Here is a 19,970-nt window from a genome sequence, read left to right on the forward strand (position 1 = left end):
TCTTTTGCGCCGACTTGGTGTTTTTCTGCGCTCAAAGCAGATTGAGGAACACCATGTCGCTGCAAGATATCACTGCCCGTATCGCCAAAGCCGAAACCGCCGCCGGGCGGGCCGCAGGGTCCGTCAAATTGATCGCGGTCTCCAAAGTGCAGCCGGATGAGCGTGTGCAGGCTGTTCTGGATCAGGGGCATCGGTGTTTCGGTGAAAACCGGGTGCAAGAGGCCGCCGGCAAATGGCCGGGATTTACTGCGCAATACCCGGATGTCGATCTGCACCTGATCGGCCCGCTGCAAACCAACAAGGCCCGGCAGGCGATGGAGTTGTTCAGCACCATCCATTCCGTCGACCGGCCCAAGCTGGCCAAGACGCTGGCCCGACTGGCGCAAGAGGTCGGCTCCTGCCCGAACCTGTTCATTCAGGTCAACACCGGGGAAGAGGAGCAAAAGGCCGGTATCCTGCCTGCCGATGCCGACGCCTTTGTTAAAGAGTGCCGGGAACTAGACCTGCCGGTTCAGGGGTTGATGTGCATCCCGCCGATTGATGAAGAACCCGCGCTGCATTTTGCCCTGTTGGCCAAGATCGCGAGTCGCAACGGTCTTCAGGGCCTTTCAATGGGCATGAGCGGTGATTTCGAAAAAGCTATCGCGCTTGGGGCAACCCATGTCCGCGTCGGCTCCGCCATTTTCGGCGAGCGGGTCAAACCTCGGGAATAATCAGCCGCGCACCCAGAGACACCTTGCCCGCAATCCAGTGCAGGTGGTCGCGGCGAAACGCAACGCAGCCCTCGGTCGGATAGCCGGGGCGCCGCCACTGGTGAATGAAGATCGCCGATCCGTGACCGGGCACGGCATTGGGCCAGTTCCAGTCAGTGATCAGCACCAGATCATACAAGGGATCGGCGCGGCGCAGCTTTTCATGGCTGAAGTCATAAGGCGCAGTGACAAGGTGGTTATAGCCATCGTCTTGCACGTCATCTGACCACAGATCGCGTGGACCGATCGGAATCGCCCAATCTGCCGGTTTCGCAATCCGGTCCGGCCGATAAAACATGCCGACGATATGATGCACGCCGGTGGGTGTGGCGCCGTCGCCTTCGCGCTTGGTATTGCTCAGCCCGCCTTTGCCGATGGAGCAGGGAAAGACCCGACCGGCAAACCGAACGCCACGCGGGGTCAGCACCAGATCAGAAGGTGTCACAGCAGGTGCCCCGACTTGGCCGCCTTGGTCGCCAGATATCCGCGGTTATGGTCCGTTTCGCCGACTTTCAGCGGAACACGCTCGGTCACGGCGATGCCGGTATTCTCCATCATCGCGATTTTTGCGGGGTTATTGGTCAGCAGCCGAACCGAGCTGAATCCCAGCGATTTCAGAATGTCCGAGCCCAGCCGGAAGTCCCGTTCATCATCTTCGAACCCCAGCCGGTGATTGGCTTCGACTGTGTCGAATCCCTGGTCCTGCAGGAAATAGGCGCGCATCTTGTTGGCCAGACCGATCCCGCGCCCCTCTTGGTTGAGGTACAGCAGAACCCCGGCCCCTTCCGAGCCCATCTGCGCCAGCGCCCCCCGCAACTGAGGGCCGCAATCGCATTTCAGGCTGCCCATTAGGTCGCCGGTGAAACAGGCCGAATGCAGTCGCGCCAGAACCGGCTTATCGCGATCCGGGCGGCCAATTTCGACGGCGTAATGCTCTTCACCGCCATCTTCGGGGCGGAAGACGTGCAGCCGTCCGGCTTCGGACACTTCCATCGGTAAGCGGGCGGCAACCACCTCGTGCAGTTCGCTGCGATCCGCCAGATGCGGCGCGGCGCGGGTGTGGTCGATGCAGGTCAGACCATGCGCCGCCGCAAAGCTGTGCCCATCCTCGATGGGCAGAACAACCGCTGCAGGCAGCAGGCGTGAGGATTTAGTCAGGGCAATCGCGATACGGTGCAGATTGGCGTGACCCTGACGCTCGGTCATCAGGGGGCCTTTCATCGGCGCGTTCAGATCATCCGAGGGATCGGCCACGGCCTGAACCCAGGCGATATCCACGTCCGCGGGAATGATCACCCGCGCCAGATCGCCATCATAGGCCCGCGCCTTCAGCGTCTCGGCCCGGCGCACGGTGACGGCGACCACAGGCTCGCCCCCGAGGCCGCGCAGATCCGCAAGCCGCTGGGCGCTCAGTGTTTCGGTGGCAACGGCCAGCACGCTGAATCCGCTGTCATCGGTCAGGGCAACCGGGACCCCCATACGCAGATCCGCGCGGGCCCGTGCCAGCAATTCTGAAATATCCGGGACAAGACTCATCTGCGTTACCCTGTAACCATCCGGCCTTCCTGTAGCCTGATAAGACGGAAATGTGAAACATTTCCTCTGCGTCAGACACGAGGGCGTGAAACCGTTGCAGCAAACCTTGTTGATTGCATCTTCCGCGCGCAAGTGGTGGAAAAGGCTTAGGAGGACCGGACATGGCTCAGCTCAAGAAAATCCTGCTGGTGGATGACGACGAAGACCTGCGCGAGGCGCTCAGCGAGCAACTTGTGATGACCGAAGATTTCGATGTCTTCGAGGCCCATGACGGGGCATCCGCGATGGAGCGCGCGCGCGAGGCGATTTACGATCTGGTCATTCTGGACGTTGGCCTGCCGGATACCGACGGGCGAGAGCTGTGCCGCCTGATGCGAAAGCAGGGCGTCAAAAGCCCGATTCTGATGCTGACCGGCCATGACAGCGACGCGGATACCATTCTGGGTCTGGATGCAGGCGCCAATGACTATGTCTCGAAGCCGTTCAAATTCCCGGTCCTGCTGGCCCGCATCCGCGCCCAGCTGAGACAGCATGAACAGTCCGAGGACGCGGTGTTCGTTCTGGGGCCCTACACCTTCAAGCCTGCGATGAAGATGCTGATCACCGAAGATGATCGCAAAATCCGGCTGACCGAGAAAGAAACCAATATTCTCAAGTTCCTGTACCGCTCGACCGATGGCGTGGTCGCCCGCGACGTGCTGCTGCACGAGGTCTGGGGCTATAACGCCGGAGTAACCACCCACACGCTGGAAACGCACATCTATCGCCTGCGTCAGAAGATCGAACCCGATCCGTCCAATGCACGCCTTTTGGTCACAGAATCGGGTGGATATCGATTGGTCTCTTAACTCGTTGTGGATTGACGTGGATCAAAGTGATACTCTGGATGTGTAATTAGAGTTCTCCCAACCCGTGCATGTCCGGGTTATGACATGTACCTCCCTGTTGGACTGCCGGGCCTTTGGCCCGGCTTTTTTTGTTGGGGGGTTGCTCAGGTGCACGCTACGCTGATCGTATTTCACATCAGGAGCGACACAAATTTTTCAACGGAAGCTTCAAGAAGGCAAATGGCCAAAAGGAAAAAACACAAAGCAATTGGGCTCGCCGATTTAAAGATTTGAAACAAAGATTTTAGGGAGCTGTTCCCGCTCGAACCCTGAAAGTTGGGCTCATTACTATCTAATGGTGGGAACAGCTCCCGTTTAATTTGCTTACCCATATTCAACTCGTTAAGAACTACATGATTTTTTTATAAATCCTCAGATTAACCAGATGTTAACGAGGGGAAATCCGCAGTAATTATTGATCTTTTGTGGAGCGCGAGGGGACAGTGATCCTGGATCCGCTGGAATTGTTGGTGTTTTTTAGATGGTGCGAGTGGCTTGCTGATTGCGATTGGCGCTCGCAATCTGCGTATTGCTGCCGATTGAAGAATTTGGTGCTGTGACAGCACTCAGCAGCTGTTCTTGTGTCGGAGGTGGTTGATTTTCAAGGACAGGCACAATGCAACTTTGGAGCTGAAATTTTTTAGTTCCTTATCAGGCAAAGTTCGTTTGCTCGCATTGCTACCATTTTTTTGGATGTTTGTGTGCCCTTTTCCCATGGTTCACAAATGTGCATCACGCTAACCTCCGTCCAACCCGCGACAGAGGAATCCCTTATGCCCTTTACCCTTGCCACCTGGAACATCAACTCGGTCCGCCTGCGCGAGCCCATCGTGCTGAAACTGCTGCAGGAAGAGGCTCCGGATGTTCTGTGTCTGCAGGAGTGTAAGTCTCCGGTCGAAAAGATTCCGACCGAGGGGTTTGCCGAGCTGGGATATACTCACATGGTTGCGCGCGGGCAAAAGGGCTACAACGGCGTCGCCATCCTGTCGCGCCTGCCGATGGAGGAAGTGGGCGACAAGGATTTCGCTGGTCTCGGCCATGCCCGCCACATCGCCGGACGGCTGGAGAATGGCGTCACCATTCACAATTTCTATGTCCCTGCGGGTGGTGATATCCCGGATCGGGAAAAGAACGAGAAGTTCGGCCAAAAGCTCGACTACCTCACCGACATGCGCGACTGGTTTCACGCGGAAAAGCCCGAGAAATCCATTCTGGTAGGCGACCTGAATATTGCCCCGCGTGAGGATGACGTGTGGTCGCATAAACAACTGCTCAAGGTCGTCTCACACACGCCGATCGAGGTTGAACAGCTGGCCGAGACGCAGGATGCAGGCGGCTGGGTCGACATCACCCGGCAGGATATCCCTGAAGGGCAGCTCTTTAGCTGGTGGTCCTACCGGGCGCGCGATTGGGATGCGGCCGACAAGGGGCGGCGGCTGGATCACGTCTGGGCTACGCCCGATATCTCGAACGCGGGTCATTCCAGTCGCATTCTGCGGGACGCACGTGGGTGGGAGAAGCCCAGCGACCACGCGCCCGTTTTTGCCAGTTTCGACCTGTAACCCTGCAACTCTGCCCTTGGTTTCTGCAACAAGTGGTTGCATATAGGGCGCAAGTTCGAACCGGAGAGTGAATACCATGGACCTTCTGAACGCCGCAGGTGCCCCCGAGACCACCGATCTGATCAAGGATGGAACCGAGGCCACGTTCATGGCCGATGTGGTCGAAACCTCACAGGAGATCCCGGTCATCGTGGATTTCTGGGCACCCTGGTGTGGCCCGTGCAAGACGCTGGGCCCGATGCTGGAAGAGGCCGTGACCGCCGCCAAAGGCGCGGTGAAGATGGTCAAGATTAACGTGGACGAGGCGCAGATGATCGCCGGTCAACTGCGCATCCAGTCGATTCCGACCGTCTACGCGTTCTTCAAGGGCCAGCCTGTGGACGGGTTTCAGGGCGCGCTGCCGGGCTCCGAGATCAAGGCATTTGTCGACCGCGTGATCGAGGCCGCAGGCGGCGAAAGCCCCGGTGGGCAACTGGACGACGCCGTTGCCGCTGCCGAAGAGATGCTGTCTGAGGGCGCCGCCAGTGACGCGGTCCAAACCTTTGCCGCAATTCTGGGCGAAGATCCCAACCATGCCGGTGCTTATGGCGGTTTGGTCCGCGCCCATATCGCTGCCGGGGATCTGGAGCAGGCCGAGGCGATTCTGAACGGCGCACCGGCCGAGATTTCCTCTTCGCCCGAGTTGGAAGCCGCCCATGCGCAGCTCGAATTGGCCAAACAGGCCGCTGATGCTGGCCCCGTGGCCGAGTTGACCGCAGCGGTCGAGGCCGAGCCCGACAACCATCAGGCGCGTTTCGATCTGGCGCAGGCGCTGCACGCCAATGGCGATGTGGAAGAGGCCGTCGCACACCTGCTGGACCTGTTCCGTCGTGACCGCGAATGGAACGACGGCGCTGCCAAGGCCCAGCTGTTCACCATCTTCGATGCGCTCAAGCCCAACGATCCGATTGTTCTGAACGGGCGCCGCAAACTCAGCTCGATGATATTTGCCTAATTCCGGATCAGAGCTACACTCGGGTACATGATGCATCCCGCTGATCTGCCGGAAACGGTATCCGTTTTTCCATTGCCCGGGGCGCTGCTGCTGCCCCGTTCCCGCCTGCCGCTGCATATTTTCGAGCCGCGTTACCTGCAGATGCTGGACGATGCGCTGAAAACGCAGGAGCGCCTGATCGGCATGGTGCAGCCGAACCCTTGTCAGAGCAATGAGGACAAACTGCACCAGATCGGTTGCGCCGGGCGGGTGACGCAGTTTTCGGAAACCGAAGATGGTCGGTATCTGATCACGCTGACTGGCATTTCGCGGTTCCGCATCACGTCCGAGTTGGACGCCTTTACACCCTACCGGCGCTGTGCCGTGTCCTGGGACGGGTTTGACCGCGATCTGGGGAGGGCCGAACTGGACGACGGGTTCGACCGCTCGAAGTTTTTGTACCTGCTGGAGCGCTTTTTCGCCTCGCGTCAGTTGTCGACGGATTGGGACACGTTGAAAGATGCTGATGATGAACTGCTGGTCAACTCATTGTCGATGCTGCTGGATTTCGACCCTGAAGAGAAGCAGGCATTGCTGGAGGCGCCTTGCCTGCGTACCCGGCGCGAGACTTTGGTGACACTGATAGAATTCGCCATGCGCGGCGGAACGAACGAGGAAAAACTGCAATGACCGACCCTGAACATCCCTTTGACCGGCACATGCTTGAGGCGCTGATCTGCCCGCAAACCCACACCACGCTGCACTATGACGCCGAAAAGCAGGAATTGGTGTCCAAGGCGGCCAATCTGGCCTTTCCGATCCGCAACGGTATCCCGGTGATGCTGGTCGATGAGGCACGCCAGCTGGATTAAATCGGGTGGCCCTGTAGCAGTTTCGGCAGGTCTCCGGTCAGCCCGGCGGCCTCGCGCACAAAGCCGCGGCGCAGACCGGGCATGGAGCCCACGATCCCCATCCCGATATCACGCCCCATGCGCAGCAGCGGATTGTCGTTGGAAAACAGCTTGTTGAACACATCCGTCGCCATCGCCAACGCGGCGGTGTCGAAGCGGCGCCATTCCTGATAGCGTTCCAGCACCAATACCGAGCCGATATCCTCGCCCCGTCGACCGGCCAGCGTCAGCACTTCGGCCAATGCGCCAACATCGCGTAGACCCGCGTTCAGGCCTTGCCCGGCGATGGGGTGCATTCCGTGGGCGGCGTCTCCGACCAGGGCCATGCGGTCGCCGATAAAGGAGTTGGCGATGGTAAGGTTCAGCGGATAGGTGAACCGGTCGCCCTGCAGACGGATGTCGCCCAGAAAATCCCCGAACCGGGGGCGCAGAACCTGCAAATACTCGTCTTCGGGTAGGGCATTGATGCGTTGTGCGGCCTCGGTTCGCTCGCTCCAGACGATTGAGCTGCGGTTGCCGGTCAGCGGTAGGATCGCCAGCGGGCCGGGCGGCATGAAGAACTGATGCGCGACGCCGTGATGGGGCAGGTCGTGTTCGATGGCGCAGACTAGTGCGGTCTGGCCGTAGTCCCAGCCGGTGCGCTTGATACCAGCGCGCAGGGCGGTGCCGCTGCGGCGGCCATCGCATCCCACCAACAGGCCACCGGTGACGGTGTTATTATCGTCCAGCGTCAGGGTCACACCGGTTGCGTCAGCCTCTTGCGCAATGACCGTCCGGCCGCTGATCAGGGTGACACGTTTTTCCTCGGCCATCGCATCCAGAAAGGCTCGGCGCAGGTGGCGGTCCTCGACCATATAGCCCATCGGACCTTCTTCGATCTCGGCGTGGTCGAAATGCATGAAGAAGGGAGAGGGTCCTGCGCCTGCATGCCCGTCGGTGACTTTGATCTCCAACATCGGCTGGGCGTGTTCGGCGACCCGCTCCCATACCCCGATTGCGTCCAGCAGGCGTTGCGATGCCAGCGCCAGCGCATAGGCGCGCCCGTCAAAGGCTGCGTTCTTGCGTACTGTCTCGGCCAACGCGTCGATCACGGTGACGGAATGCCCCGTCTGCGCCAAAGCCAGGGCCAGGGCCGGGCCATTCAGCCCGCCGCCAACGATCAGGATATCGGTCTTCTGTTCCATGCCCCGCAATATGCGCGGCCTTTCGGGATTGTCCATGTGCGGTCCTGTCGCTACCGTCCGATGCAGCAGAATTTTTTGGGGGGGCAGGGATGCAGGATTGGCTGACCATGACGGCGTGTGATCTGGGTCGAGGTATCGGCATGGGCCGGATTGATCCGGTGGAACTGACCGAGACCTACCTCTCGGCCATCGACGCCCACCCTCATAGCGATCGGATCTATGCCCGCGTAACCCACGACCGTGCCCGCGCCGAGGCAAGGGCGGCACAAGAACGCGCGAAACTGGGCCTGCGCCTGTCGCTGCTGGATGGCGTGCCGATCAGCTGGAAAGACCTGTTCGACACCGCCGGAACCGCGACCGAGGCCGGATCGGCGTTGTTGAAAGGCCGCGTGCCCGAGGTGGACGCGGTTGTTCTGCGCAACGCCACTGCATTGGGAGCCGTCTGTCTGGGTAAAACTAACATGAGCGAGCTGGCCTTTTCCGGGCTTGGCCTGAACCCCATCAACGGAACGCCGCCCTGTATCAACGATGAAGAGGCGGTGCCGGGCGGGTCTTCCTCTGGGGCCGGCGCATCGGTGGCCTGGGGCTTGGCGGCAGGTGGGATCGGCTCGGACACAGGTGGGTCGGTGCGCATCCCGGCGGCTTGGAACAATTTGGTCGGGCTGAAAACCACCGCCGGGCGCGTCAGTCTGGAAGGGGTGGTGCCCTTGTGTTTGCGCTTCGATACCGCCGGTCCTCTGGCCCGGTCGGTTGAGGATGCGGCCCATCTGCTGGCGATGATGGAAGGGAACTCACCGGCCGATCTGCGCGGGGCCAGTCTGAAAGGTCGCCGCTTTGCCGATCTTCAGAACGTCGCCAGAGATGATCTACGGGACGCCCCGGGCAAGGCTTTCGACGACGCGCTGGAACGCCTGCGGGATGCCGGGGCCGAGATCGTGCCCCTTGAGGTGCCAGAACTGAACGAGGCGATGGGCCTGTCCGGTATCCTCTACACAACCGAAGCCTACGGGTTGTGGCGCGACGTGATCGAGGCCAACCCGGACGCGATGTATCCGGAAATTCTGGAGCGGTTCCGCGGGGGCAAGAACGTCTCGGGCCCCGACTACATCGCCGCTTGGTCCAAGCTGAAGGCCATCCGTGCCGCGTGGGACGCAGCCACCGCCGGGTTTGACGCGGTTCTGGCCCCCACTTCCCCCATCTTGCCGCCGAATCTGGACCGGCTGATGGCTGACCATGATTACTACGTTACTGAAAACCTGCTGGCCCTGCGTAACACGCGGATTGGCAACCTGATGGGGTTGGCAGCGCTGACATTGCCCACCGGAACACCCGGCTGCGGGCTGATGATGATGGGTTATCCGGGGTCGGAAGAGGCTCTGTTAAGGCTGGGATCAGCGGCCGAAGCTGCTTTGGCCTGAATGTCACAATCCCCTGATTCGGCACCTCTTTGTCTGGACGAAACGGGGTGTGATCTGTAACCTGCCAAAAAAACGGGGCGAAAATGATCCCGATATTGAGGCAGCAGTTATGAACTTCCCCGAGCGGTTTTCGAACCTACCGGAATACGCATTCCCGCGTCTGCGCACCCTGTTGGACCACCACCAGCCGGGCGGCGACGTGATTCACATGACCATTGGCGCGCCGATGCACGATTTTCCGGCGTGGGTGACAGATGTGATCACCGAAAACGCCGCCGGGTTTCAGGGATATCCGCCGAATGAAGGCTCGCCCGAGTTGCGTGGGGCGATCACCGATTGGATCAGCCGCCGCTATGGCGTGCAGATGGACCCCGACACCAACGTGATGGCCCTGAACGGCACGCGTGAGGGGCTGTATAACGCCGCGATGGCGCTGTGCCCCGAGGAAAAGAATGGGCAGAAACCGGTCATCCTGTGCCCGAACCCGTTCTATCAAGTCTATATGGTCGCCTCGATCTCGGTCCGGGCCGAGCCGGTTTTCGTGCCCGCCACGGCCGCCACCGGCCATCTGCCGGACTATGCAAGCCTGCCCGAGGATGTCCTGAACCGCACCGTCGCGGCCTATATCTGTTCGCCTGCCAACCCGCAGGGGGCGGTGGCCTCGCACGACTATTGGGTCGAACTGATCCAATTGGCCGAGAAATACGATTTCCGTATCTTCGCAGATGAGTGCTATTCCGAGATCTACCGCGATGAGGCCCCCACGGGGGCGCTGACCGTGGCGCAAGAACTGGGCGCCGACCCCGAGCGGGTCACTCTGTTCAACTCGCTGTCGAAACGGTCCAATCTGGCTGGCCTGCGGTCGGGCCTGATTGCCGGTGGCCCCGAGACGATAAGACGGGTTAAACAGTTGCGCAGCTATGCAGGCGCGCCGCTGCCGCTGCCGTTGCAGGCCGCTGCTGCCCGGGTTTGGGCGGATGAAGTACACGTTGCCGAAAACCGCGCGCTCTATCAGGAAAAATACGCGATTGCCGATGAAGTCTTCGCGGGCATTCAGGGCTATATGCCGCCCGAGGCCGGGTTTTTCCTGTGGCTGCCGGTCGAGAACGGTGAAGAAACTGCATTGAAGGTCTGGAAGCAAACCGGTGTTCGGGTGCTGCCGGGCGCATATCTTTCTCAAGGTGATCCGGGGCAAAACCCGGGCGAGCAATTTATCCGGGTCGCTTTGGTGGCCCCAAAAACAGAGTTGCAGCAAGGGCTGATCAAGCTCCGCGACTGCATCTATTCGTGAGGTACGAGGGCAAAATGGCATCATTGAACGCGCGCAACCGCGATCCATTGTTGGACAGCACGACTCAGGCCGCGATTGAGCGGCGCAGCAAGGAGCTGATCGGGATCGCCCTGATCCTGCTGGGGCTGGCCGCTGCCGCAATGATTTGGTCCTATACGCCGGATGATCCGAACTGGATGGTCTCGACGGACGCGCCGGTGCAGAACTGGATGGGACGGATTGGTGCATCGATTGCGGCACCCTTGTTCATGATCGTGGGCTGGGGCAGCTGGAGTATTGCGCTGGTGCTGATCGGCTGGGGTGTGCGTTTTGCCGGGCATTTCGGCGCAGAACGCGCAGTCGCCCGCCTGATCTTTGCCCCAATCTGGATTGCCGTTGTCTCGGTCTATGCCGCAACGCTGGTGCCGGGTGAGGCATGGCGCGCGACCCACAGCTTTGGTCTGGGTGGTCTGTTCGGTGACACCGTCATGGGCGCGCTTCTGACATTGCTGCCGATCTCCTCGCATTTCATGGTCAAGCTGATGTCGCTGGCGATGGCCGCCGGAATGCTGGTGCTGGGAGTTTTTGTTCTGGGCTTTACCAAGGCCGATGTACGCAAAGGATTCCGCGCCTTCCTGCTGGGTCTGGTGATGTCCTACGACATGCTGATGAACCTGCTGGGCCGTGGTGCTGCCGTCACCGCGCAGGCTGCGCGCGATCGTCGCGCGCAGTGGGAGGAACGCAAGATCGCCCGCGCCGATGCCGTTTTCGACGATGAAATCGCCTTTGAAGACCCGATCTTTGAAGAGCCGGAATTCGACGAACCTGAGCCTGCAAAAACCGGTTTGCTGGCACGGATGCCCAGCCTGATCCGCCGCCCCGAGCCGATGCCCGAGCCCGAACTGGTCGATCCAGAACCCGTTGCGGGATTTGACGAGATGCCGGGCGAGGACCGCATCCGGTCCAAGATTTCCGCCGCCGTGCGCAACCGCAAGGTCGCCGCGGGCGAGATGGCGCCCGAGCATGACCCGAACTTGCCGCTGACCAAGGGGCGGGGCCGTGGGCCGGACCCGCTGATCCTGAACCCCAGAGGTGGGGAAGAATTGCCGCCCGAACCGCCGATGACTTCGACCGGTCTGCCGCCGGAACCGATGTTGACTGCAGAGCCCGCGCCGGAATGGCAGCAGGAGCCGCTGCATGAGGATTTCGCGCCCGAGCCGGATTTCGAAGACGAAGCGGTGTTCGAGGATACCCCGATGCCCGAACCCGAACCGCAGCCGCGCCCGGCGATGAAAATCCCGGTGGCCGAGCCGCGCAAGCCGGTTGTAGCCCAACCCGTGCGTCGAGCCCCGCCGCCCTCGCGCCGGGCCCAAGCCGAAGCGCAGCCAGCGTTGTCCTTTGAGGAACGGCATTCCGATTTCGAACTGCCGCCGCTGGGCCTGCTTTCCAACCCGGCCAGCATTCAGCGCCATCACCTCAGCGATGAGGCGCTGGAGGAAAACGCGCGGATGCTGGAGAACGTGCTGGATGACTATGGCGTGAAGGGTGAGATCGTTAGCGTTCGTCCCGGCCCCGTTGTCACCATGTACGAATTGGAACCTGCTCCGGGCTTGAAAGCCAGCCGGGTGATCGGTCTGGCGGATGATATCGCACGTTCGATGTCGGCCCTGTCGGCGCGGGTTTCGACCCTGCCGGGCCGCTCGGTGATCGGAATCGAACTGCCGAACGAAAACCGTGAGATGGTGGTGCTGCGCGAGATCCTCGCCAGCCGCGATTTCGGCGATGGCAACCACGCACTGCCGCTGGCGCTGGGCAAGGATATTGGTGGTGAGTCCGTTGTGGCGAACCTTGCAAAAATGCCTCACCTGCTGATCGCGGGAACCACCGGGTCCGGTAAGTCGGTGGCGATCAACACGATGATCCTGTCGCTGCTGTACAAGCTGACGCCGGATGAGTGCCGCCTGATCATGATCGACCCCAAGATGCTGGAACTGTCGGTCTATGACGGCATCCCGCACCTGCTGTCCCCCGTTGTGACCGATCCGAAAAAGGCGGTTGTGGCCCTGAAATGGGTCGTGGGTGAGATGGAGGATCGTTACCGCAAGATGTCCAAAATGGGCGTCCGCAACATCGCAGGTTACAACGGCCGCGTGAAGGACGCTTTGGCCAAAGGTGAGCTGTTCAGCCGCACGGTGCAGACCGGGTTTGATGATGAAACCGGCGAGCCGGTGTTCGAGACCGAGGAATTCGCACCCGAAGCGATGCCCTATATCGTTGTCATCGTCGACGAGATGGCCGACCTGATGATGGTCGCTGGCAAAGAGATCGAAGCCTGCATTCAGCGTCTGGCGCAGATGGCGCGGGCCTCGGGCATTCACCTGATCATGGCTACGCAACGCCCCTCGGTCGATGTGATCACCGGTACGATCAAGGCGAACTTCCCGACGCGGATTTCGTTCCAGGTGACGTCGAAAGTCGACAGCCGCACTATTCTGGGTGAGATGGGCGCCGAGCAACTGCTGGGGCAGGGTGACATGCTGTATATGGCGGGAGGTGCCAAGATCACCCGCTGTCACGGGCCCTTTGTCTCGGACGAAGAAGTCGAGGAAATCGTCAACCATCTGAAACAGTTCGGTCCGCCCGATTACATGAGCGGCGTGGTCGATGGCCCGGCCGAGGAAAAGGCTGAAAATATCGACGCGGTTCTGGGCCTGAACACCGGCGGCAACACGAACGGAGAAGATGCCCTCTACGATCAGGCGGTGGCGATTGTGATCAAGGATCGCAAATGCTCGACCTCGTACATCCAGCGGAAACTCGCCATCGGCTACAACAAGGCCGCGCGGCTGGTTGAGCAGATGGAGGACGAAGGCGTTGTTTCGGCGGCAAATCACGTCGGTAAGCGGGAAATCCTCGTCCCCGAACAGTAGGATATTTAATAACAAGGGCAGAGCGCCTATCTGTGACGCATGAAACAGATTGCTTTTGCCCTTGCCCTGACCCTGGCCGCTCCGGCGACCTGGGCGGCCGAAAAACTGCCGCTGTCGCAGATTTCCAACTATTTGAACGGTCTGAAAACCGTTCAGACGACATTCACTCAGGTCAATGATGATGGTTCGCTGAGCACCGGCAAGCTGTGGTTGCAGCGGCCGGGCAAGATGCGGTTCGAGTATGATCCGCCCAGCAGCGCCGTTGTTCTGGCCAACACGGGCACCGTGCAGATATTTGACCCCAAGTCGAACCAGCCGCCCGAGCAATATCCGCTGAACCGGACGCCCCTGTCGCTGGTGCTGGCGCGCAATGTGAATCTGGGGCAGGCGAATATGGTCGTTGGTCACGATTTCGACGGCACCGCGACGGTAGTCACCGCTCAGGACCCCAAGAATCCTGAATCGGGTCGGATTGAGCTGATGTTCACCGACAACCCGATCGAACTGCGCAAATGGGTCATCCACGACAATGCGGGCACCCAGACCACCGTGCTGCTAGGGCAGTTGGACACAGGCAAGAACCTGAGCCGGGACCTGTTTACAAAATCGAACAGAAGCGGGTCAGGCAACCGCTGACCCGCTAACCTGTCAGTAGCGGCAACCGGACAGTTGCGCCTGATACAGCTTGGCGCGCGCGTCCACGTCGTTGGCTACGTTCAGAAGCCACGTCTTGCCATAGTGGCTGCCGCGGGCGTAACCGGTGTGCCCCTCGTGATAGGCGAGGTACTGGTTGCGCGTGTCGCTGGGGTGAATGCCGTTCCGCTGGTAGCTTTTGTTCATATACCAGCCGATGAAATCCGACGCATCGCGTATACGATCCCGCTTGGCGCGGCGTTTGCCGGTTTCTTTCTGGTATTGCTCCCACGTGCCGTCCAGTGCCTGGCTGAAGCCATAGGCGCTGCTTTGGCGGCCCATCGGGATCACGCCCAGAACGTATTGGTGCGGTGTGCGGGCATCGTGCTTATAGCGGCTTTCCTGATAGATCGTCGCCATCTGCACGTGGACCGGAACGCCCCATTTCCGCTCGGTGTTTTTGAAGGCCTTCATGTATTCGGGCCGTTCGCGCGCAATGCTGCACGCGTCATTCAGCTTGCTGGGCGGCTGCTTGGAGCCACCCCCACAGGATGCCAAAAGCAGCACCCCGAAGAGTACGAAAAGAATTCTGCTCATGTGCCTCGTGCCTTTTTCTTTTATTCTAGCGCAGATTGAGCTTTTAGGAAATCACAATCGTTACAGAACAATAGCTAGAATTAAAGGTAACGCGGCGACAGACAGGACTGTCGAGATCATGACCATCCCCGCCACAGCGTCTGCATCCGCCTCAAACCGTTCCGCCAAAAGATAAGACGTCACCGCAACCGGTGTGCACATTTGCAGGACCATCACTCCAAACGCTATGGAATCGAGGGCGAATAAGACGGCCAAAGCCCATCCCAAGGCAAAGCACACGACGAGTTTGATCAGGGATAGCCAGACAGCCTGCCCTATTTTCTGTGTTGTCAGGCGGGCGATTGCGACCCCGACTGTGATCAGCATCATCGGAATGGCCATCTGCCCCAACAGTTCCAGCGTGTTGGTCAAAAAGACTGGGGTTTGCCAACCGCGCCAAAGGAACAAGGCTCCCAACAGCGTCGCCCAGACCATCGGTTCCCGTGCCGCTTTGCCGAAGCCGCCTTTCCCGGCCACCAGATAGATGCCGTATGTGAAAGACAGCAGGGCAGTGACAGCCAGAAAAATGACCGCATAACCCAGTCCGGCCTGCCCAAAGGCAAAGATGCACAGCGGCAGGCCCAAGTTGCCAGTGTTCCCGAAAATCAGCGGAGACAGGTAGGTTCTGCGGTCCAATCCACGCAGACGTACGAATAATTCGAAAACGATTGCCAGCCCGACATGTCCGGCAATGGCGGCCAGCGTGAAACGGGTCAGATCTCCGCCCGGGATTTCGGTTTGCATCAGGGCCACAAAGATCAGACTGGGCACCGCAAGCGTGACGCCAAGACGGGTCACAAACTCCAACCGGTACTCGAATCCCAGCTTCACCCAGGCGAATCCAATACCGGCCAAAAGAAAGACCGGGGCCACGATTTCGAACACTGTTAGCAGGAGGTTCACAGACTGTTTCCCTTAAATTCGGATCAATTATTGGCATTTCGGCCCGGAAACAGGTAGTAAGACTATTGGGGGCAGAAACAATGCTGAAGACACATGCCAAGTACCGCCTGGGTCAGGTGGTCCGTCATAAGAAACATCCCTTCCGGGGGGTGATTTTTGACGTGGATGCAGAGTTTTCGAATACCGAAGAGTGGTATCAGGCCATCCCCGAAGACAGCCGCCCGATCAAGGATCAGCCGTTTTACCACCTGTTGGCGGAAAACGACCAGTCCTTCTATGTTGCTTATGTTTCAGAACAAAATCTGGTTGCAGACCAGTCTGGAGAACCGGTCGAGCACCCGGATATCCCCGATATGTTCGGTCCGTTTGAAAACGGGTCCTACCCGCTGCACTTCCATCTGAATTGAGGTCCTCTGGCCGCGCGTTCGTCGGTCAATACCCAAGCGCGCAGCCGTCTTTTCGCGGGTCACTTGCGCCCTTCAGAACGCCGTTTTCACAGATTCGAATAGCCTGTGCGCCGCCCAGTGGTGTTTCTGGCAGCTCAACAGTGTGGCCAATTTCACACAATTGTTGAGCTACCTTGGGCGAAATACCGCGTTCCAGCTTCAAAACACCATTGTCCGCAAAAGCGCGCGGTGCATCGATGCTGGCCTGCATGCCCAACCCGTGGTCGGTCAGGTTTGACACGAACCGGGCATGACCGGTGGGCTGATAGGCCCCGCCCATCACTCCGAAAGGCATCAGGACCCGGCCATTCTGTTTCAAGAGCCCGGGGATGATCGTGTGCATAGGGCGTTTGCCGCCGCCGAACTCATTGGGATGACCCGCCTGAAGAGTAAAGCCCGCACCGCGGTTCTGCAGCAGAATGCTATATTTCTCGGACGCGATCCCCGAGCCGAAGCTGTGGAATATGGAATAGATCAGCGACACTGCCATCCTGTCCCGGTCCACCGCGGTGATATAGACGGTGTCCTTGTGAATGGCCTCGGTCAGCGGGGCCGCGGCAGGCATTGCGCGCTTTGGGTCGATCAGGGCTGCCAGCCTATCTGCAACGTCCTGATCCAGAAACCGGGCCGCATGAGTCGTATGGTCGGGATCAGCAATGAACCGGTTGCGCGTGTCATAGGCCAGCTTTGAGGCCTCGGCCTCGATATGCAGGCGCTCGGTCCCGAAGGGATCCATGCTGGCAAGGTCGAAATTCTTGAGGATGTTCAGCAGCAAAATCGCGGTGGCACCCTGACCGTTGGGTGGATGCTCGACCAATTCCAGCCCGCTATACGTTCCGCTGACGGGTAGGGTTTTGGTGCAGGCCGTGGCCTGAAAATCTTCGACCGTGTGGGTGCCGCCTCGTTCAGTCAGCGCCGCGATCATGTCCTCGGCGATGTCGCCAGAATAAAACGCGTCCCGTCCGTTTCGGGCAATCCGACGCAGAACTTCGGCCTGGCCGGGGGAACGGAAAATCTGCCCGACGGCGGGCGCTTTGTCGTTGATCAGATAGTGCCCCTGCGCAGCCCCTTGCAGGGTGGCCGCCCCGGTCGCCCAGTCCAAAGCGACCCTTGGCGCAACTGGCACACCGGCCTCGGCATAGTGAATGGAGGGTTGCAGGATGGCGTCCAGGTCCAGTTTGCCCTCGGTCTCTGCCAGATGACAGAACGCATCAACCGCGCCGGGGATGGTCACGGCGTCCGCGGTGTTCAGGGGCACCGCAGTCAGCCCTTGCGCCCTTAGTGTTTCCGCATCGGCCGCGGCAGGCGCACGACCCGAGCCGTTCAGGGCGCGGATCTCATCCTCTCCGGCCCGGTTGTAGAGGACAAAGCAATCGCCGCCCAATCCGGTCATCTGAGGCTCGCAAATGCCCAGCAGGACCGCTCCGGCAATGGCCGCATCCATCGCGTTGCCGCCCCGTGCAAGAATATCCACGGCCACTTTCGCCGCCAGAGGATGCGACGTGGCGCACATCCCTTCGGTCGCCAGAACTTCGGACCGGCCCGGAGTGTGAAAATCCCGCATGTTGCTATTCCCCGTATTGAACGCGCCGAAAGTATCGCGCGGTCAGAACTTGTCCAGTCACATGAGGGAGAAGTTCCTCGGCGCCGTTCACTGGGTGGGGGCTGTGACACGTGGCGCCGAGGGAAGCTATCTGAGCTACAGTTATATCTTTGTCCGTTGTTTGCGGCGCTACAATGGTTCGATCTGGGCCTTATTGTGACGTTTTCTTGCCGTTAGGCCGGGTCGGGGAAATCAAAGCGCAGCGACAGCCGGTTGCAGCCATCAGAGCGTTCATACCGGATATCACTGGTCAATTCGTGAATCAGGAACCAGCCGAACCCGCCTTCGGGCAGGTCTTCAATGGATGATCCCAACGGCGCCGGAATCCCGTCGGGCACCCGAAATCCGGGCAAGGGGTTGCCGGTGTCCGAGATCAGGATATCCAGCCAGTTCCGGTGCAGGCGACACCGCACCTGGACCTTGGCCGGTGTCACATCGGCATAGGCGTGTTCGACCACGTTGTTGATCGCCTCGGCCAGGGCAATCTTCACGTCACTCGCCTTGTGCTGCGGCAGCCCCTGTGTCGCCAGGCATCTGCTGAGCTGCGCAATTCCGGCGCTGGCCTCAGATTCGGTCGCTGCAAAGCTCAGATCCAAACATTTGCCGTCACACATGGGCATTGGGCCTATTCAGATGGTCAGGAGGGTCAGCCGGCGGTGGTCGACAAGGCGTCATCCAGCGTCGGGTACAGTTTGAACACCGTGTCCATGCGGGTCAGCCGAAACACCTTTTCGACGAAAGGATGCAACCCGGCCAGATCCAGTCTGCGGTCGTTGCCAAGCTGTTTCATCGAGGCGACGATGGCGCCCAGACCGCTCGAGTCGATGAACTCCACGCTGCTCAGGTCCAGTACCACCCGTATGGCGCCGCCTTCGGCCTCGTTGCGCATGTCTTCCTTGAACTGGATAGCCATGGCCGCATCGATCCGGTCTGAATGAACTTTGATAATCTGGGTTGCGTCGGTCGTTGTGCTGGTCAGGGCCATGCGCGACGGTCCTTTAATCTGAAAATCACTGGTAGAAATACGCTAGACGGCAAATCTTACCATTCGGTATCCATCGGATGGAAAAAGAGGAGGAACACGCCGATGAAACAGGTTGTTATCGCCGGGGCCGCGCGCACACCCATGGGAGGGTTTCAGGGAATGTTCGACGGTGTGGCTGCTGCCGAGCTGGGCGGAACCGCCATCCGAGCCGCGCTGCAGGGCGCAGGCGCTGATACGGTGGATGAGGTTTTGATGGGCTGCGTTTTGCCCGCCGGTCAGGGTCAGGCACCAGCGCGCCAGGCCGGATTCGCGGCGGGTCTGGGTGAAGAGGTGCCCGCGACGACCCTGAACAAGATGTGCGGATCGGGGATGAAAGCTGCCATGATGGCCTTTGACCAGATCGCTCTGGGTCACGCGGATACAATGATCGCGGGCGGGATGGAAAGCATGACCAACGCCCCCTACCTGCTGCCCAAGATGCGTGGTGGTGCGCGGATCGGGCATGGTCAGGTGGTCGATCACATGTTTCTGGACGGGCTCGAGGACGCCTATGACAAGGGCCGCCTGATGGGCACCTTCGCCGAGGACTGCGCCGAATCTTTCCAATTCACCCGTGAGGCACAGGACGAGTACGCGCTGCAATCGCTGTCCAACGCCCTGTCCGCGCAGGAAAGCGGTGCGTTCGAAGGCGAGATTGCACCTGTGACCACCCGGACCCGCAAGGGTGAGGTTACTTTTGCCGCAGACGAGCAACCACAATCTGCGCGACCGGACAAAATCCCAACACTGAAACCCGCCTTCCGCAAGGACGGTACGGTGACGGCGGCCAATTCTTCATCGATTTCTGACGGTGCCGCGGCCTTGGTGCTGGCCTCGGCCGATGCCGCCGAGGCGCAGGGCCTGACCGTGCGTGCCCGGATCGTCGGGCATGCCAGCCACGCGCAAGCCCCCGGCCTGTTCACAACCGCTCCGGTTCCGGCGGCGCAAAAGCTGCTTGCGGCCATTGGCTGGACCAAAGACGATGTGGACCTGTGGGAAGTGAACGAGGCCTTTGCCGTTGTCCCCATGGCCTTCATGCACGAAATGGGCCTGCCGCGCGACAAGGTGAACGTGAACGGCGGCGCTTGCGCTTTGGGCCACCCGATCGGCGCGTCGGGCGCGCGCATCATGGTGACGCTGCTGAACGCGTTGGAAAAGCGAAATCTCAAACGCGGCGTGGCCGCCATCTGCATCGGCGGTGGTGAAGGCACGGCCATCGCTATCGAACGCGTTTGACGCCTCATCATTTTCCAAATACTCCAGGGGTCCGGGGGCAGTGCCCCCGCCCAACCCGGAAAAGAC

The 19,970-nt window shown here is 60.2% G+C and carries 20 protein-coding genes; 12 read left to right on the forward strand and 8 right to left on the reverse strand.

Annotation, left to right across the window (positions count from 1 at the left end; genetic code table 11):
- Positions 1-53 precede the first annotated feature (53 nt).
- Positions 54-713, forward strand: coding sequence for a YggS family pyridoxal phosphate-dependent enzyme (locus GOX63_RS20470; RefSeq protein WP_170328100.1), 660 nt, complete (start codon positions 54-56; stop codon positions 711-713).
- Here the strand turns inward: GOX63_RS20470 and GOX63_RS20475 are convergent.
- Both GOX63_RS20475 and ribA read right to left on the reverse strand, forming a co-directional pair.
- Positions 697-1,197 (reverse strand): L,D-transpeptidase family protein, encoded by a 501-nt coding sequence (locus tag GOX63_RS20475; protein WP_170328101.1) that lies wholly within the window; start codon positions 1,195-1,197, stop codon positions 697-699. The genes GOX63_RS20470 and GOX63_RS20475 overlap by 17 nt on opposite strands.
- Positions 1,194-2,288: a GTP cyclohydrolase II gene (gene ribA, locus GOX63_RS20480; RefSeq protein WP_170328102.1), complete on the reverse strand. Its 1,095-nt coding sequence runs from the start codon at positions 2,286-2,288 to the stop codon at positions 1,194-1,196. Before ribA ends, GOX63_RS20475 begins: the two co-directional genes overlap by 4 nt.
- Before the next feature lie 161 nt (positions 2,289-2,449).
- Between ribA and GOX63_RS20485 the strand changes: the two genes are divergently transcribed.
- From GOX63_RS20485 to GOX63_RS20505, 5 genes are all read left to right on the forward strand, one after another.
- Positions 2,450-3,136 (forward strand): response regulator transcription factor, encoded by a 687-nt coding sequence (locus tag GOX63_RS20485; RefSeq protein WP_170328103.1) that lies wholly within the window; start codon positions 2,450-2,452, stop codon positions 3,134-3,136.
- 812 nt (positions 3,137-3,948) lie between these two features.
- The gene (locus GOX63_RS20490) at positions 3,949-4,737 is read left to right on the forward strand and encodes an exodeoxyribonuclease III (RefSeq protein WP_170328104.1); all 789 of its coding nucleotides are present in this window, start codon (positions 3,949-3,951) and stop codon (positions 4,735-4,737) included.
- 76 nt (positions 4,738-4,813) lie between these two features.
- Positions 4,814-5,731 (forward strand): thioredoxin, encoded by a 918-nt coding sequence (gene trxA / locus GOX63_RS20495; protein ID WP_170328105.1) that lies wholly within the window; start codon positions 4,814-4,816, stop codon positions 5,729-5,731.
- Positions 5,732-5,758: 27 nt separating this feature from the next.
- On the forward strand, positions 5,759-6,400 hold the full coding sequence (locus tag GOX63_RS20500; protein WP_170547008.1) for an LON peptidase substrate-binding domain-containing protein: 642 nt from the start codon (positions 5,759-5,761) through the stop codon (positions 6,398-6,400).
- Entirely contained in the window at positions 6,397-6,582 is a 186-nt protein-coding gene (locus tag GOX63_RS20505) for a Trm112 family protein (RefSeq protein ID WP_170547011.1), read from the forward strand. The genes GOX63_RS20500 and GOX63_RS20505 overlap by 4 nt, the downstream gene beginning before the upstream one ends.
- Here the strand turns inward: GOX63_RS20505 and GOX63_RS20510 are convergent.
- Positions 6,579-7,841 carry an FAD-dependent monooxygenase gene (locus GOX63_RS20510; RefSeq protein ID WP_254436048.1) on the reverse strand — a complete coding sequence of 421 codons (1,263 nt, stop codon included), beginning with the start codon at positions 7,839-7,841 and terminating at the stop codon, positions 6,579-6,581. The genes GOX63_RS20505 and GOX63_RS20510 overlap by 4 nt on opposite strands.
- Before the next feature lie 53 nt (positions 7,842-7,894).
- Here GOX63_RS20510 and GOX63_RS20515 point away from each other — a divergent pair, with 53 nt between their 5' ends.
- The 4 genes from GOX63_RS20515 (at position 7,895) to GOX63_RS20530 (ending at position 14,059) form a co-directional block, all read left to right on the forward strand.
- Positions 7,895-9,223, forward strand: coding sequence for an amidase (locus tag GOX63_RS20515; RefSeq protein WP_170547014.1), 1,329 nt, complete (start codon positions 7,895-7,897; stop codon positions 9,221-9,223).
- 109 nt (positions 9,224-9,332) lie between these two features.
- On the forward strand, positions 9,333-10,514 hold the full coding sequence (locus GOX63_RS20520; RefSeq protein WP_170328109.1) for an aminotransferase class I/II-fold pyridoxal phosphate-dependent enzyme: 1,182 nt from the start codon (positions 9,333-9,335) through the stop codon (positions 10,512-10,514).
- 14 nt (positions 10,515-10,528) lie between these two features.
- Positions 10,529-13,423, forward strand: a complete 2,895-nt coding sequence (locus GOX63_RS20525) for a DNA translocase FtsK 4TM domain-containing protein (RefSeq protein ID WP_170547017.1) — start codon at positions 10,529-10,531, stop codon at positions 13,421-13,423.
- Positions 13,424-13,462: 39 nt separating this feature from the next.
- Positions 13,463-14,059, forward strand: coding sequence for a LolA family protein (locus GOX63_RS20530; RefSeq protein WP_170328111.1), 597 nt, complete (start codon positions 13,463-13,465; stop codon positions 14,057-14,059).
- Positions 14,060-14,071: 12 nt separating this feature from the next.
- Here GOX63_RS20530 and GOX63_RS20535 read toward each other — a convergent pair whose 3' ends face one another.
- Together GOX63_RS20535 and GOX63_RS20540 are read right to left on the reverse strand one after the other, a co-directional pair.
- Positions 14,072-14,653, reverse strand: a complete 582-nt coding sequence (locus GOX63_RS20535; protein WP_170328112.1) for a lytic transglycosylase — start codon at positions 14,651-14,653, stop codon at positions 14,072-14,074.
- 60 nt (positions 14,654-14,713) lie between these two features.
- On the reverse strand, positions 14,714-15,595 hold the full coding sequence (locus GOX63_RS20540) for an AEC family transporter (protein WP_170328113.1): 882 nt from the start codon (positions 15,593-15,595) through the stop codon (positions 14,714-14,716).
- Positions 15,596-15,675: 80 nt separating this feature from the next.
- Here GOX63_RS20540 and hspQ point away from each other — a divergent pair, with 80 nt between their 5' ends.
- A complete protein-coding gene (gene hspQ, locus GOX63_RS20545) occupies positions 15,676-16,002 on the forward strand; it encodes a heat shock protein HspQ (RefSeq protein WP_170328114.1) in 327 nt (108 codons plus the stop codon).
- A gap of 25 nt (positions 16,003-16,027) precedes the next feature.
- Here the strand turns inward: hspQ and GOX63_RS20550 are convergent, their stop codons facing one another.
- From GOX63_RS20550 to GOX63_RS20560, 3 genes are all read right to left on the reverse strand, one after another.
- Positions 16,028-17,605, reverse strand: a complete 1,578-nt coding sequence (locus GOX63_RS20550) for a gamma-glutamyltransferase family protein (protein WP_170547020.1) — start codon at positions 17,603-17,605, stop codon at positions 16,028-16,030.
- 212 nt (positions 17,606-17,817) lie between these two features.
- Positions 17,818-18,258, reverse strand: coding sequence for an ATP-binding protein (locus GOX63_RS20555; protein WP_254436049.1), 441 nt, complete (start codon positions 18,256-18,258; stop codon positions 17,818-17,820).
- A 32-nt stretch (positions 18,259-18,290) separates the two neighbouring features.
- The gene (locus GOX63_RS20560) at positions 18,291-18,629 is read right to left on the reverse strand and encodes an STAS domain-containing protein (RefSeq protein WP_170328117.1); all 339 of its coding nucleotides are present in this window, start codon (positions 18,627-18,629) and stop codon (positions 18,291-18,293) included.
- Positions 18,630-18,731: 102 nt separating this feature from the next.
- Here GOX63_RS20560 and GOX63_RS20565 point away from each other — a divergent pair, with 102 nt between their 5' ends.
- The gene (locus tag GOX63_RS20565; protein ID WP_170328118.1) at positions 18,732-19,904 is read left to right on the forward strand and encodes a thiolase family protein; all 1,173 of its coding nucleotides are present in this window, start codon (positions 18,732-18,734) and stop codon (positions 19,902-19,904) included.
- Positions 19,905-19,970 lie beyond the last annotated feature (66 nt).

This window comes from Ruegeria arenilitoris, assembly GCF_013031355.1.
GTDB lineage: Bacteria > Pseudomonadota > Alphaproteobacteria > Rhodobacterales > Rhodobacteraceae > Ruegeria > Ruegeria arenilitoris_C.